Annotated in this window: 12 protein-coding genes and 1 pseudogene; 3 read left to right on the forward strand and 10 right to left on the reverse strand. The window is 48.4% G+C overall.

Features of this window, described 5'->3' with window-relative positions; all coding sequences use genetic code 11:
* Position 1 precedes the first annotated feature (1 nt).
* Positions 2 to 1,801 carry an NACHT domain-containing protein gene (locus CRO19_RS24815; RefSeq protein WP_097098483.1) on the reverse strand — a complete coding sequence of 600 codons (1,800 nt, stop codon included), beginning with the start codon at positions 1,799 to 1,801 and terminating at the stop codon, positions 2 to 4.
* A gap of 6 nt (positions 1,802 to 1,807) precedes the next feature.
* A pseudogene (locus tag CRO19_RS24820) lies at positions 1,808 to 2,256 on the reverse strand (hypothetical protein); the annotation flags it as partial.
* Positions 2,257 to 2,555: 299 nt separating this feature from the next.
* On the opposite strand from CRO19_RS24820, the gene CRO19_RS24825 reads away from it, so the two are divergent.
* The gene (locus CRO19_RS24825) at positions 2,556 to 3,950 is read left to right on the forward strand and encodes an ISNCY family transposase (RefSeq protein ID WP_097098485.1); all 1,395 of its coding nucleotides are present in this window, start codon (positions 2,556 to 2,558) and stop codon (positions 3,948 to 3,950) included.
* Between the two features lie 10 nt (positions 3,951 to 3,960).
* On the forward strand, positions 3,961 to 4,470 hold the full coding sequence (locus CRO19_RS24830) for a GNAT family N-acetyltransferase (RefSeq protein ID WP_097098486.1): 510 nt from the start codon (positions 3,961 to 3,963) through the stop codon (positions 4,468 to 4,470).
* A 196-nt stretch (positions 4,471 to 4,666) separates the two neighbouring features.
* Here the strand turns inward: CRO19_RS24830 and CRO19_RS24835 are convergent, their stop codons facing one another.
* Positions 4,667 to 5,686, reverse strand: a complete 1,020-nt coding sequence (locus tag CRO19_RS24835) for a LacI family DNA-binding transcriptional regulator (RefSeq protein WP_097098487.1) — start codon at positions 5,684 to 5,686, stop codon at positions 4,667 to 4,669.
* 113 nt (positions 5,687 to 5,799) lie between these two features.
* Here CRO19_RS24835 and CRO19_RS24840 point away from each other — a divergent pair, with 113 nt between their 5' ends.
* Positions 5,800 to 6,810 (forward strand): Gfo/Idh/MocA family protein, encoded by a 1,011-nt coding sequence (locus CRO19_RS24840; protein ID WP_097098488.1) that lies wholly within the window; start codon positions 5,800 to 5,802, stop codon positions 6,808 to 6,810.
* Between the two features lie 73 nt (positions 6,811 to 6,883).
* Here the strand turns inward: CRO19_RS24840 and CRO19_RS24845 are convergent, their stop codons facing one another.
* From CRO19_RS24845 to CRO19_RS24875, 7 genes are all read right to left on the reverse strand, one after another.
* Complete coding sequence (locus CRO19_RS24845) at positions 6,884 to 7,915, reverse strand: Gfo/Idh/MocA family protein (protein WP_097098489.1); 1,032 nt, start codon at positions 7,913 to 7,915, stop codon at positions 6,884 to 6,886.
* Between the two features lie 11 nt (positions 7,916 to 7,926).
* Positions 7,927 to 9,114, reverse strand: a complete 1,188-nt coding sequence (locus CRO19_RS24850) for a Gfo/Idh/MocA family protein (protein WP_097098490.1) — start codon at positions 9,112 to 9,114, stop codon at positions 7,927 to 7,929.
* Positions 9,111 to 10,031: a myo-inosose-2 dehydratase gene (gene iolE, locus CRO19_RS24855; RefSeq protein ID WP_097098491.1), complete on the reverse strand. Its 921-nt coding sequence runs from the start codon at positions 10,029 to 10,031 to the stop codon at positions 9,111 to 9,113. Before iolE ends, CRO19_RS24850 begins: the two co-directional genes overlap by 4 nt.
* Before the next feature lie 590 nt (positions 10,032 to 10,621).
* A complete protein-coding gene (locus tag CRO19_RS24860) occupies positions 10,622 to 10,993 on the reverse strand; it encodes a hypothetical protein (protein ID WP_097098492.1) in 372 nt (123 codons plus the stop codon).
* Between the two features lie 736 nt (positions 10,994 to 11,729).
* Complete coding sequence (locus CRO19_RS26005) at positions 11,730 to 12,113, reverse strand: hypothetical protein (RefSeq protein ID WP_141400296.1); 384 nt, start codon at positions 12,111 to 12,113, stop codon at positions 11,730 to 11,732.
* Entirely contained in the window at positions 12,114 to 12,554 is a 441-nt protein-coding gene (locus tag CRO19_RS24870; RefSeq protein WP_097098494.1) for a hypothetical protein, read from the reverse strand.
* 19 nt (positions 12,555 to 12,573) lie between these two features.
* Positions 12,574 to 13,593, reverse strand: a complete 1,020-nt coding sequence (locus tag CRO19_RS24875; protein WP_097098495.1) for a hypothetical protein — start codon at positions 13,591 to 13,593, stop codon at positions 12,574 to 12,576.
* Positions 13,594 to 13,732: the final 139 nt, after the last annotated feature.

Consider the following 13,732-nt stretch of genomic DNA (forward strand, 5'->3'; position numbering starts at 1 on the left):
TTTATCGCCCCAAAATCCGCTTGACTTCACCAACATTAAATCTGTTTATAGCTGTGAATGAGCTTTTATTTGCACTTTCTAAAACCCCTTTTTCTTTTAGATTTTTTATGGCTCTAGTTATCTGCTTTCTTGAATACCCATCAATCTTATACAAGACACCAGTATATATATGAAGTCGTGTGATCGAATTAGATCCCAACTGCATAAATTTTGATAAAATTTCTTTCTCTAACTGAAACTCTAAATCCTCATCATTATTAGACGCTTCATATGACTCAATTTCATTTATAATTCCGTTATTGTCGGAGCAATTCAAAAAACTGATATCATAGGGATGATTGTTCGTGTCATATTCGCAACCATAGAATTGACAGGATATGAATGTGACATCTTTGAAATTATTGAAATTAAAGACAACATTGGAGAAAGCACATTCGTTAAACACTGAATTCTTTATTTGTTTGTTTGGAAAAAATATTGCACTATCAAAATCTAATCCTGTTATAGTAGTGTCCAGATATACATCTTGGTCAACCTCTTGGGATAGCATGTATTCATACTTCATATGATCTGTAGCACTTAAAAATTCACGCATTCCACTTAATCTTTCCCACAATAGGATTCGGTCTTCCACATCCCTTGGTAGGTAAGATTGAACAGCAGGTTCAACGAAACGCTCATCATTTGCTAACCACTCATTTGAATGATTAGCTATGACTCCATTTGCAATGAAATTCCCGAACACAAACTCATTAACAAATTCAATTTTATTTTCGCCTTGATTACTTCTATCAAAGAAGGCATGTGTTGCAATTTTACTAGCCAGGGCATCAATAGTGGGCCGATCTTTACCAGGATACAAATGTCTAGTCTCTTCAAGAATGTTTAAGCTTTTATTTTTTATGAGCGATATTATTTTTTCTCTATTATCACTTGTATAATCATTTTCACACATATCTAAAGCTATCATAGAAAGAATTGATGTTTGCTTCTGAGGCACCATTAATAGGTCTTGACGTTCTCTTTCTCTTTCTAGCATTGCATGAAAATAGTGATCTACAATTTTAGAACTCTGGCCACATAGTTTGACGAAGTCCTCATCATCGATAGAACGAAGAAAAGCTAGTAATACAGGGTTTGAAAGCTTTTTAATATCTAAACCAGATTCTTCAAGTTTGTTTATTCTATCAACACTAAGCCAGTCTCTAACTTCAGGTGAATTAAGCTTATATCTTACAACATTAAAATTATCTTGGTAATTATCTTTCCACTCTTGAAAAACCTCCCCATCAAATATTGCAGCTCGTCTGGATGTTAGTATTACTTTTGCGGATTTAGTAAGTAGCTCACCAATAGTTTCAAGCATTGGTTGGGCTTTCTCGAAATCTATTTCATTTGTTTTATTGGCTGATGTTTCATTTAAAATCTCATCAAAACCATCAAGCACCAAAATAATTCTTCCATTTTTTGTCTCATCTGTTACCAAATCGCTTTTAACATTTCTAAAGCTTCTATCTACCTCACGTACAAAAACATGACTGAACACCTTTGCCTGACGGTCTCTAGAAAATTCGGTGAAGAATGGAAGAGGAGCATCTTTATCAGAGATTAGAGAATTTAATATTTCATATGAAGTGCAGGTTTTCCCAAAACCTGCAGGCGCTTCAATAATTATTAATTGTGAGGTTGGCTTTCTTATTTCAGCCCGAATATCTTCAATCAATCCAGTGTTTAATTTATTATTATCTTTCTCAAAAGGAACTTGAACATAACTGTATTTTTTAGCTCCGTCTGGAAGCAAGGAAATTATTTTATTGCAATAATGACCGTACTCATCTGAAATTCTTTCCTTCCAGTCATCCACGTTAAAAAACCCTTGAAAAGTTGTTCAGCAACTTCCTCATAGCTCTTAAATAATGACTTTTTTGTTGAGTAACCGATATTTTTTAGTTCGTTTAAACATCTTTCGACATCTTCTGATTTTGAATCTTCAGTGTAAACCACTTCAGCATTATGAAAGAAATCTGTTTTAAAGGTAAAAGCATAAAACCCATTACCCGATGAGTTTTTTTTATATTCAAAACCATATTTTCTAAACAAAGAAATTAGTTGATGTGAATCGATAGTCATTTCAAATCCTTGAGAAGCCACTAAAATTCCGACCAGCATGCCATGTGAGAATATTCTTATAATTTTATTTAATAAAAATATTGTTACAGAAGCAATGACTTCAAATTTGTACTGTTGTGAATTCATTTTTTTTGTTTATTTACAATGAGTTACTTATGATGAATACCACTAAAATCATAAAAAAAACTTATGAATTTGGAACTTTTAAGTAGTTGCTTAGGTGCTACGAAGGAAAATACTTGTGCTTAGTTCAGAAGGTAACTTTAGAGTAGAGATTGATGTAAAAATTTTTACCATTAGATTATTAATGCGGTAATTTAACATAATTATGATTACCCGCACTTTGACTATTGAGGCAAAGCTAACCTGGCCCTTCTGAGCTAAGCTTACTTGGCCGCTTCGGGCTACCTGCTGAGGATCCTGATATGACGGCTTATGGTGCGGAGTTTTTCACGATGAACGAAGTTAACCGGCTTAAAGTTATTCAGGACATCGTCGACCGGCGGCTGACAACCCATCTCGCTGCTGAGCGTCTCGGTATTTCCGACAGGCATTGTCGTCGCCTGCTTCAGCGTTATCGTTCAGACGGTCCGCTGGGCATGGCTGATCGGCGGCGCGGTAAGCCCAGCAACTATCAGCTGCCTGCTGGCCTTGCTGAATGTGCGGTTCAGATCATCCGCGAGCGCTACGCTGATTTTGGCCCGACGCTGGCCTGCGAGAAGCTGGCCGAGCTGCACGGCGTGACGCTGTCTAAAGAGACCGTTCGCAAGCTGATGATGCAGTCAGGACTCTGGGTCCCGCGCAAGCATCGCGCCCCAAAGATTCAGCAACCCCGATATCGGCGCGCCTGTGTCGGCGAGCTGATACAGATCGACGGCTGCGATCACCGCTGGTTCGAGGAACGCGGCCCGGCCTGCACGCTGCTGGTTTATGTGGATGACGCGACCAGTCGCCTGATGCAGCTTCATTTCGTCCGCTCCGAGTCCACGTTCACCTACTTTGAAGCCACGCGCGGCTACCTGGAGCAGCACGGCAAGCCGCTGGCATTTTACAGCTACAAGGCCAGCGTGTTCCGCATCAACAATAAAAATGCGGCTAGCGGCGACGGTCAGACGCAGTTCGGTCGCGCGATGAACGAGCTGAACATCACCGGCATCTGCGCCAACACCAGCTCTGCCAAGGGCCGCGTGGAGCGTGCGCACCTCACGTTGCAGGACCGGCTGGTCAAGGAACTCAGGCTTCGTGACATCAGCACGCCTGATGCGGCTAACGCCTTTGCCGCTGAGTTTATGGCGGACTACAACCGGCGTTTCGCGAAGGCACCGAGGCATGATTTTGACGTGCACCGTCCGCTTGATGCAGACGACAATCTGAACCAGATATTTACCTGGCGCGAACCGCGCAAGGTTTCGAAAGCGCTGACGGTCCGCTACGATAAAATGCTGTTGCTGCTTGAGGATAACGATGACAGCCGCCGTGCGATGGGTAAATATCTGGATGCCTGGCAGTACCCGGATGGCCGCGTTGAACTCAGGAGTCACGGTACGGTGCTTCCCTACTCTGCCTACGACCGGCTGTCTGAAGTTGACCAAGGTGCGATCGTTGACAACAAGCGGCTTGGACACGCGCTGGCCGTGGCTAAACTGCTGCAGGACAAGCGTGATAATACGCGATCTCACGGCCTTCCGGCCGGAAACGGGCCAAGTCGGAGAAGTGCGAAGAAAGATCCGGCTAAAAAGCGGCAACGGGCGGTTAATGAAGATGACCTTCTTGAAGCTATTGAAGTCCTCCCGTCATTTATTGATGGATTAACTCCTTGAACACGAAAATATGATCAGAACTAAAAACCTAATAATCAGCAAAGTTTCACACAGGCATGCGGATGCATTATTTCGTATATATGGAGATATTGAGAATAATGTTTATAACCCATCACCTCCGTTTCCCAGTATCGAACATTCTCAGTCAGTGCTCAACACATGGATAGAGCATTGGAGTGCTAAAGGCATTGGGAATCATGCAATTAGCATGGCCTCAGATGAGGATTGCATTATTGGTTTTGGCGGCTTTTCTTTTAAAAAATTCAGAGAAAAAGAGATTGTTAGTTTAGGTTATAAGTTCACCCCCGACGTATGGGGAAATGGATATGCGACTGAATTTGTTAATGGAATAATTGAACACACTGTATTACCTGGTAATGTTATCGAGGTTATAGCCAGAACTCATCCTGAGAACATTGCATCAATAAGAGTCTTAGAAAAAACAGGATTCATATACTTGGGAATCTATGATAATAACGATGGCATGGGGCTCAGCGCAGTATTTAGCAGGAAAATATAGCGGTCATTATTTACAAGATGGCCTAGAAAATAACATCATAAATCGGACAACTCAGGTTTGCCTGAGTGCGGTCATCTCTGCTTAGCTTCAACATAAAGCTATGGAGTGTTATGTCGTTTTCATCTAATAACGGGCATTAACCTGAAATACCTATGCTTTTTTAGATTCCACCTTGGAAAAGGTTAACTCACTAAATTTAGTAAAAATTTTCTTGCGTATATAGCATAAAGGTAACTTTTCCACTGTTGTATTCCTCAGGTATTTCACCGTGTTCGAGATAACTCAGCAGGATGTTTACCGACAGCTGCGCATGACGTGCCGTGTTCTGATCCAGCGTAAGGGCCAGAGCGTTTCTGCTAAACAGTGCTTTCGTGGTGGAATACAGTTCGTGAGTAATGAGTGTGCAGGCCTGCGTCAGACGGTGCCGGGCCAGAGCCTCGCTGATTTCGGTATTACCCAGGCCGGTGTTGTAAAGTCCCACCACCTTAGCTGACTGCACCAGCTCTTTTTCAAGCAGTCTGCTGATGGTTATGCGGCTCTCCTGACCCGCCAGCGCCTCCCGCAATGTCACCTCGGGAAAGCGCTTTTCAAGGACATCGCGGAAACCCTGAATACGCTGCTGATGGGCGCGGTATTCACTGCGTCCACTCACCATAATCACATCGCCCTGCTGTCTGATCAGGCTGCCCATCATCAGCCCGGCTGTGCGTCCTGCCTGCAGCTGGTCAATGCCAACATGACACAGCCTGTGCGCGCCAGGCAGATCCGTGACGAGGGTCACTACCGGCACTCCGCGCTGTCTGCAGCACTGCAGAGCCTGATAAACAGCGGGATGTTCATGGGCAAAGATAATCAGGGCGTCACGTGTCTTGCTGCGTTCTTCAATGAGTACAGCCAGTCTGTCCGGACAGGACTCCGGCACAAAAGTGCGGTGCAGCACTACGCGGCGATAACCCAGAGCAGTCGCGATGGCGGAAAAATCGCTGGCAAGCTGCCTGAAAAAAAAAGCGTCGTCGCCACTCAGCAGTACCTCTATCTGCCAGGCATGACGGTGCTCTTCAGGCAGGATGCGTTTAAGACCAGCCTCACGCGCGGCTTCAAGCACTTTCTGTGCAGTCCGGGTAGAGACGCCGCCCCGCTCATTCAGCACGCGGTCGACCGTAGCCAGGCTAACTCCCGCCTGCTCTGCCAGCATTTCAAGCGTAAATGTTTTCATCAGAGTTCCTGTTGAGGTATTTCCCTCAAAACATCTATTTCTCAGGATATGCGGGCAGGCTAATTTGGCAACGTCTTTATCGCTGAACTTTGAACTTCAGACAGGAAATCATCATGACGCAGAAAAAACGTTTTGCCCTGATTGGCTGTGGCTTTATTGGACAGGTCCATGCAGCAAACCTAGCTACGCATCCGGATGTAGAGCTTGCGATGCTGGCCGACCTGGACACGGCCCGCTCCGCCGCACTCGCCGGGCAGATGAAGTGTACGGCGGGCGAAGTCAGCGTCGCCATTAACAGTGACAATATAGATGCCGTGCTGATAGCCAGCGCAACGCCGTCGCATGCTGAACTGCTTGAAGCGGCGGCGAGGGCGGGTAAGGCCGTTTATTGTGAAAAACCGATCGATTTGTCGCTGGCAAGAGCAACACGCGTCGCTGAAAACGTGCTGCCACTGAACACAAAAATCACGGTCGGCTTCAATCGCCGCTTTGACCGCAGCCATCAGCAGTTAAAGCGTCAGCTGGAACAGGGTACTGTCGGGCGTCCTGAGTTAATCCAGATGGTCTGCCGTGCGTCGGAACTTCCGCCGCTAAGCTACCTTAAGTCTTCCGGCGGCCAGATGCGTGACCAGGCGATCCATTTTTTCGACCTGCTGCGCTGGCTGACAGCCGATGAAGTTATTTCAGTGGGCGCTATGGGTGCCGCACTGGCGATGCCTGCCATCCGTGAATTTGGCGATGTTGATACGTCGGTGCTGATTATGCAGATGCAGCAGGGCGCGTTTGCGCAGCTCGATAACACGCGTCGTACGGGCTATGGCTATGATGAAAGAATCAGTGTGATGGGCGAAAAAGGACTGGCAGAGTCAGGTTCACAGAGCCCGCCGGGCATGACGCTGTATCAGGGAAAAGCCATTATAAAGCAGGGACTTTATGCGGACTGGTTCAGCCGTGTGCAGGGCACCTATTATCAGCATCTTGACGCGTTTGTCCGCTCACTGAACGGGGAGGATGTCGCTGATTTACCCGGACTGCTGGATGGAATTCAGGCGCAGGCGATTGCAGAAGCCGCGACGCAATCCCTTGCAACCGGAATGTTCTGCCCGGTAGGCCAGGTGTTGTGATAAAAGTCCGGGGCCGGTCCCTTAGGATATGGCCCCGGAAGCGACAGATACTCAACCCCGGCTGCTGCAGATTTCAGCGCTCTTCGTTGAACACGATCCCCAGCTGTCCTCTCACCGTATCCATCGCAGTCAGAGTACTGAGAACGGCGGAGAACGGGCGAACGGGCGAGTCGTTTAGTCCCTGCCCCACGCACCATGAAAAATGCTGGATCTCATGACAGAGCTGCGCATAACGGCTGGCGGGTTCTTCCCAGCACAACGTATGGCCACCCTGGCTTGAGGTCAGCACAAATCCGCCGGGTGCATAAAACTGTCCCGCCAGAACCAGAGTGGCATCGCGTCCCGCAATCACCGCACTTCCGGGAGTATTACTGAACAGGGTCGTGTTCAACACCGAATGCATGCCACAGGCATGTTCGAATAGCATAGAAGCCTGCCCGTTAATATTTCCTTCTGCCGGTTGCCCGCTGGACTGGATGCGGACAGGTGCACCTGCCACCATCACACTCAACGAAACCAGATAACTGCCTAAATCCAGCATCGGACCGCCGGCCAGATCGGCATTGAAGATGCGGTGATCCTTCGTAAAAAACTCTCCGTGATCGGCCGTCAGAGTATGAAGATCACCCAGCACCCCGTCGTTTAAAAGCTGACGCAGCACATCGTATTTTGGCGCAAAATCACACCACATGCCCTCCATACACAGCAGGCCTTTCTGACGGGCCTTCGCCTGTAGGGTCTCTGCCTCCCTGACATTCAGCGCCAGGGGTTTCTCAATCAGCACATGTTTGCCCGCATTCAGTGCTTTCATGCCATCCGGAAAATGATGGTTATGCGGTGTGGCGATGTAGATTGCGTCCAGATCCTTCATTGCCAGCATTTCATCTGTGCTGCTGAAGGCCGCCGGAATTGCCCAGCGCTCGGCGAATGCCTGTGCTTTTACTTTGTTTCTTGCTGATACAGCAACCAGCTGCTGTCCGGTGTGCGCTTTCAGCGCGCGGGCAAAGTGTTCGGCGATCCAGCCGGGGCCGATAACGCCCCAGCGCAGTACGGGTATCGACTTTTCAGAGGGCAGTCGCGGGACGGGCAGGGAGGAGGGAAACATAGTGATTCCTTTTAAGCATTGTTCTGGTGGTTGCCAGCAACAGCAACCCACTGACGGGATATAATGGACTGCTCGATGGCGGTCAGGATTTGCTGGTTCTGCAGGCCAAATGCAAAGTTCGGATAACAGTCGCCGTCGCTGCAGATCCCCTGAACCAGGTCATGAACTTCGATGACTTTGACATCAAAATACCCGAGCCCGCCGCCGCCAAAATCGAATCCGAAGAAGCCGGAATAGGCCGGGATCTGGCTGCCTGCATACAGGGTCTTGAAGCCCCGATCGTGTCTGTCATCACTGAAGCGATAAACCTGCAGCTCATTGAAACGTTCGCCGTCCATATAAAGAGTGCCCTCTGTACCGGAGACCTCCCAGAACACGCCGAAAATGCGACCGGCTGCCAGGCGTGAGGCTTCAATCACGCCGCTGGCCCCGCTTTCAAAGCTGACGAGACACTGAACCTGGTCGTCGTTTTCAACTTCACGCCATTCTGACTGGTCATCAATCCGGCTGGCATAACCGGCGTCCACCTGAGGAACAGGACGCTGCCGGAGGTAGGTCTGCGCGCTGGCCGTTACCTCACTGATCTCCCCCATGAGAAACTGCGCGACGGAAAGGGTGTGAGCCCCCAGATCGCCCAGAGATCCGCTGCCGCCCAGGCTTTTAGAGCAGCGCCATGACCAGGGCAGCGCCGGGTCATTGTAAAAACCCTGGTCAAAGGTGCCGCGAAAGCGGATTGGCGTACCGATATCGCCGCGCTCAATAATCTGTTTTGCCAGCAGCGCTGCGGGCGTTTTGATGTTGTTAAAGGCCACCATCGTTTTGACGCCGGCCTGCTCTGCTGCCAGCGTCATCTGCAGTGCCTCCTGCGAACTGACGGCCAGTGGTTTTTCACAGTACACGTGCTTGCCTGCAGCAATCGCTGCCAGCGCCATTTCAAAGTGCAGATGGTTGGGTGAAGTGATATCAACCACGTCAACCTGCGGGTCGTTAATCAGATCACGCCAGTCCCCGTAGGCCTTATCAGCCCCGAAGCGCACCGCATTTGCGTCGGCCAGAGCCTGATTCTGATCGGCCAGTGCATAGAGATGAGGACGCTTTGGCAGGTCCGGATAAATCATTGCTGCGCGGCGGTAGGCATCAGCATGTGCCTGCCCCATGAATCCTGAGCCGATTAAACCAATATTGAGGTTGTCTTTCATTGGGCGATTTCCTCTGCAGAAAGATACGGTGAAAAAGTGCTTTTTACCCAGCGAAACGCCCGGGAAACGGCAGCAGACGGCTCTTCTTTTTGCGGGTCCTGCTCCGCCTCGACTATCAGCCAGCCCTGATAGTCTGCGTGCGCAATGAAGTCAGTCAGCGGAGAATAGTCAATGCAGCCCTCCCCCGGCACTGTGAAGAGTCCCGCACGTACCGCATCATTGAAGCTGAGGTTATTCTCCCGTACCCGATGCAGCACATCGGCACGGACGTCTTTCAGATGAATGTGCACGATACGGTGACCAAACGTTTCTGTTATCTGAGTCAGGTCAACACCAGCAGCGAAAGCGTGCCCGGAGTCCAGAACCAGTCCGACACTGTCGGAGGTTTTAATCAGAAATTCTTCCAGTTCATGATGCTGCTCAACCAGCATCATCAGATGATGGTGGTAGGCCAGTTTCAGGCCGAACCTCTCCATCAAAATACCGGCGAACCCGCTGACTTTACGGGCATATTCATCCACATCCAGGCAGCTCAGAAGCGGAGAAAGAGAGAGGGGCTCGTCCAGCGGATGACTGCCAGGCATACAACCGCATTCGCCGTAAACCATAACGTCTGCCCCTGATGCTCTGAGAAGTGCGGCGTGTGATTCCACGGCCGCGATTTCATCGGCAACGCCGCGTTCGGCAAGGAAGCCGCTGTGCCAGCCAGAAGCTAGCTGAAGCCCGGCCTTATGCAATAGCGGGGCTAACTCCGTGTGGCTACGAGGGAATTTTCTGCCCAGCTCAATTCCCTGATAACCGGCAGATGCAGCCTGTGTCAGGCAGGTTTCAAGTGAAATACTCTCGCCCAGATCGGGCAAAACATCATTGGTCCAGCTCAGCGGGCTTACACCTAATCGAATACGTGAACGCATCAGGACATACCTCCTTACAGGTCAGTCTGAGAGCACTATAGGGAAGCGGCAGACTGAACCGTTACCGGTTCAATGAGGTAAAACCCTCATTTGCAGATTAAATGCTGTCTGTTTTTATGTTGTGATTTCGGCTGCAGAGCTCATCCGGCAGACCATTCCCCGTGCAAGTATCTGCGGTGCTTGTCTGTTCGGATCTGCCGGACGCTGAATAATAAGTTGCTCAAAAAAGGGCAAGGGCGTATATTTATACACAGAGTGTGTTTGAGGCCCCCCGCTCTTTAAATCCAGATGGGTCCCGCGTAGGCACCCGCAGAGGTCGGTTCGTAAAGAACGAGTATCTGCAGATTAGGCAGCGGCTAATCCTTCGGTTATACATTTGCGTATAACTGTCGTAACGAAGGGAGAGCTTTTGCTCTCCCTTCTGCATTTCAAAGAACACATATTTGTCAGCTAACCGTCTTTCAATCGCTTTTCGAATTAGCCCAGTAAAGCATGTGAGTTTTTTCCTGTCATGGGGTTGCAATAACCGGGGCAAGGGTAGTCAGCGACTTACGAGCTTTGCGATTATAAGAGCCCCCGGTAAGCTCTTTTCCTCATCCCTGATGATCGGCTACATACTTGTTTAGCGCGATCCCCTCTCCCTGACGAACTTCGAAGTAGTAAGTGCATTGCCGAGCCTTAAGTTCGCGAACGAGTTCATTGATCAGAGCATGATTCGGCCCCTTACCTTTCGATGCACTGGCAACGCCAACAGGTGTCGACGTTACCAGTACTACATGATGCGGAACGTCAAGTTGCAGTACGCCGTCAATGAGTCCCTGAATGATGCAGCGGTTCACCGTAGTATCGCTGTAATTAAACTTTTGCAGCCTCTTTTCACTACCCTGTTCCGTCAGCACCATAGCCGCTCCCTCACGCGTTTGTGCATTGCAGCTGCCGGTGACATAAATAAAAACGTTCTGCATTGTATCCTTCCTCAGTTCTGTCTGTTCTGGCGATAATACGTCACATGTCCCATCTGTTCTTTTCAATTTCCATGCTTTAACTAATGGAGAGCTGTTTTTCCGGTTAAACGAGCATAGACAGACTCAGCAGAACGCCAGATTTAAAGCATGCTTTTCTGGCCAGCCCCGGAAACGGGTTGCCAGTATGCTTCCCGGCCGCAGACAAAAACCACCTTACGGGTTCTAAAGCAGATGCATGTGTGCTGGCGGGTATGGAATGAACTTACAACGACTGGATGAATGCTGATGAGTTAAGGCGCTGGTAAGTATGTGTGCTGATGGGAATAAGAGGAGCTTAAAACCGCATTACAATGTGCGCTGTGGGGGGAAACCCAACTTTCGAGTGCCCTGAGTGTGCGCTGACGGGTAATAACCTGTATTAAGATGTGCGCTGGCGGGTGATACTGCCATAAAAATGTGTGCTGGCGGGAAGTCAGAGGTGCCTTCCCTCGCAGCATACATCCCTTACGGGGGATGAAGCAGGAGATAAGCGATTCCAGGCATAGCTTAGGATGCTGTTAATGCATACCACGTATAGTGCTGGGGAAGCACGGTACTCCACTGCCCACGCTGACCAACCGGACACAGACGTGAATGTCTGTCACATAGCGCAACTAGGTTCAGAAAAACGCGCCGGATAATGATTCCCAAAGGTCAGGAAGCGAGCGGAAAAAGTGGCAAGACATCGCTAGCCGGCTTACCGCATGTCTTTACGAATCCTATGGATAAGGAGAGTATCTGAGGATGCTCCATGGGTTAGCTGCGTTAACTTATCCAGCACCACATTCTGATGACCATCCAGAAAACTGAGAGGCATGCCTAAGAATTTCAAGACCCACGGCAGTAATGACACATATGCCCCGCCCGGTATTCCCTTATATTCCATTAGTGCTCCTGCGGCTGTTGGAATAAGACCGGAAATATCCATACTAATCACGCGATCCGCTCTTTTTTCAACCCGTTTAATCTCTTTATTCAGCTTATAAACTTCATAACTCCGCGCCTCATCCGACAATCCGGAAAAACGGGATAAAATATCCGGAAGACGTTTTCGTCTGTGCCCAGACAAAGTGTCGTCCAACTATAAGACGTTCATGTCGTTACTGATAGTCAGCACATCAGATAATAATGTCCCCACTTCAGACTGTTTCAATCGGGTTTCTGAAGAATGTACGCCGTTATATATACCGTTAATTATCCGGCAGGCATCAACTTCAGAATAACCCGGCATCTCTGCGGGAAAATGGTGTGCATTCAGCCCCTGTGCGTATTCAAACCCCATCGCGCTGGATGTCAATTCAATAAAAAAATCTTTTCCAAAATGCTTAAAAATATTCCCAGCAAATATCCCTGCGCCGAACTGACTTAATCCCATAGCTCCCTTTTGATCCAGAGAATACTCGAGATAAGAGGCGTTATGTGACATTGAGTCCGCCAGTATCTTCAGCGCATCAATGCCGGATTGCCAGCAACTTCTCTGCAGCTGATACTGCATTTCGGTATCAAAAGAGTAGCCGAACACGCCGGTTTTCTTCCTGATCTCAAGCAGGGAAGCTGCAGCTAACCGTCGGGAAAAGAGCATCCACCGAGAGTACATCGGCCAGAAGTTCAGAATGATACCGGTGGAGGTTCTGGTACACGACGAACTTGACGCGCCCCCTTCTGACAAGTTCCAACAACTCCGTCCTTTTGAGCTGGAAAGTCTCATAAAAATCTCTGTAACCTGGCCCATCGATTATGGGTAAGGCAATAATGACGGTGTCGTAAAGGGAGATATATTCCCGAATGTTGTTTCGCTGAAAAACCGTTGCATCAACGAAACAGCTGTTGGCTGCGTTCTTGAAGGCATCCGGTAGGCAGTCTTCGCGGGTCATGGAAACGTCGGAAAAGATAGAAAACTTATTTTGATACCAGAATTCTTGGTCCTCTTCATATTTATCCAACAAGGAACGCGGGAATTTGTTTTTCAAGTATCTCCCAGATATTAGCGTCAAATTACCTGAGGGTTTTCGCGTCGCTTCGACATTAAAATCGTATTCAGCGAGTTGATGATCGGTGTTATTTTCATAAGAATAGCCATAATATCCAAGCCCTTCACAAATCAGAATGATATCCTGAAAGTCGGCTTCAGATACCGCATTTTTAAAGGTGAACTTAAAACTGTTGTCCGCCCAATTTATGCGCACGTGAAAAGGATGCCGTTCCAGCGGCATTGCCTTATTTATCTGGTTGTTAAAAACTGACGTGTTGAATGACTGGCCAAAAAGATTAATTCTTTCAAAAGGGGTTCTCAGGCTTATTTTTATAAAATTCTCACCTTCCTTTTCCACAAAAACCGGACCCGGCACTCCCATTGTTCTGTACTGGTGATTATATAATTCGTTAACTTCCCTCAGCGACATGCCGGCCGCTTCTGGGGTTTTCACGACCGCATACAGCATGCGGTTATCGTGAAACAGCCCCACATGGTCCAGCCTGTAGTGCTGTAGAACGAAAGACTCATAGCTGGCCTTGATATTTTCAATCATCGAAGGCGGGGCGTTCAGAAAAGACATATCCATCGTAATTGGGCTCCTTGGTCGTAAGAGAAGTTCACTATCTCATCAAACTCACCTGTAGGGGAGGCCTGGATCGTGAAGGGAACAGAAAAACTGTTAAACCCCTAGGGACATCTCTGATGAACGGCCATAAGGGCGTACC

It is taken from the genome of Candidatus Pantoea floridensis (assembly GCF_900215435.1).
In the GTDB taxonomy this organism is placed as follows: Bacteria; Pseudomonadota; Gammaproteobacteria; order Enterobacterales; family Enterobacteriaceae; genus Pantoea; species Pantoea floridensis.

Bases quoted from the DNA above. Each gene is read 5' to 3' on its own strand.
- CRO19_RS24825 (WP_097098485.1), top strand. From the start codon at position 2,556: ATGACGGCTTATGGTGCGGAGTTTTTCACGATGAACGAAGTTAACCGG.
- CRO19_RS24830 (WP_097098486.1), top strand. From the start codon at position 3,961: ATGATCAGAACTAAAAACCTAATAATCAGCAAAGTTTCACACAGGCAT.
- CRO19_RS24835 (WP_097098487.1), bottom strand. From the start codon at position 5,686: ATGAAAACATTTACGCTTGAAATGCTGGCAGAGCAGGCGGGAGTTAGC.
- CRO19_RS24860 (WP_097098492.1), bottom strand. From the start codon at position 10,993: ATGCAGAACGTTTTTATTTATGTCACCGGCAGCTGCAATGCACAAACG.
- CRO19_RS24845 (WP_097098489.1), bottom strand. From the start codon at position 7,915: ATGTTTCCCTCCTCCCTGCCCGTCCCGCGACTGCCCTCTGAAAAGTCG.
- CRO19_RS24850 (WP_097098490.1), bottom strand. From the start codon at position 9,114: ATGAAAGACAACCTCAATATTGGTTTAATCGGCTCAGGATTCATGGGG.
- CRO19_RS24840 (WP_097098488.1), top strand. From the start codon at position 5,800: ATGACGCAGAAAAAACGTTTTGCCCTGATTGGCTGTGGCTTTATTGGA.
- CRO19_RS24875 (WP_097098495.1), bottom strand. From the start codon at position 13,593: ATGGATATGTCTTTTCTGAACGCCCCGCCTTCGATGATTGAAAATATC.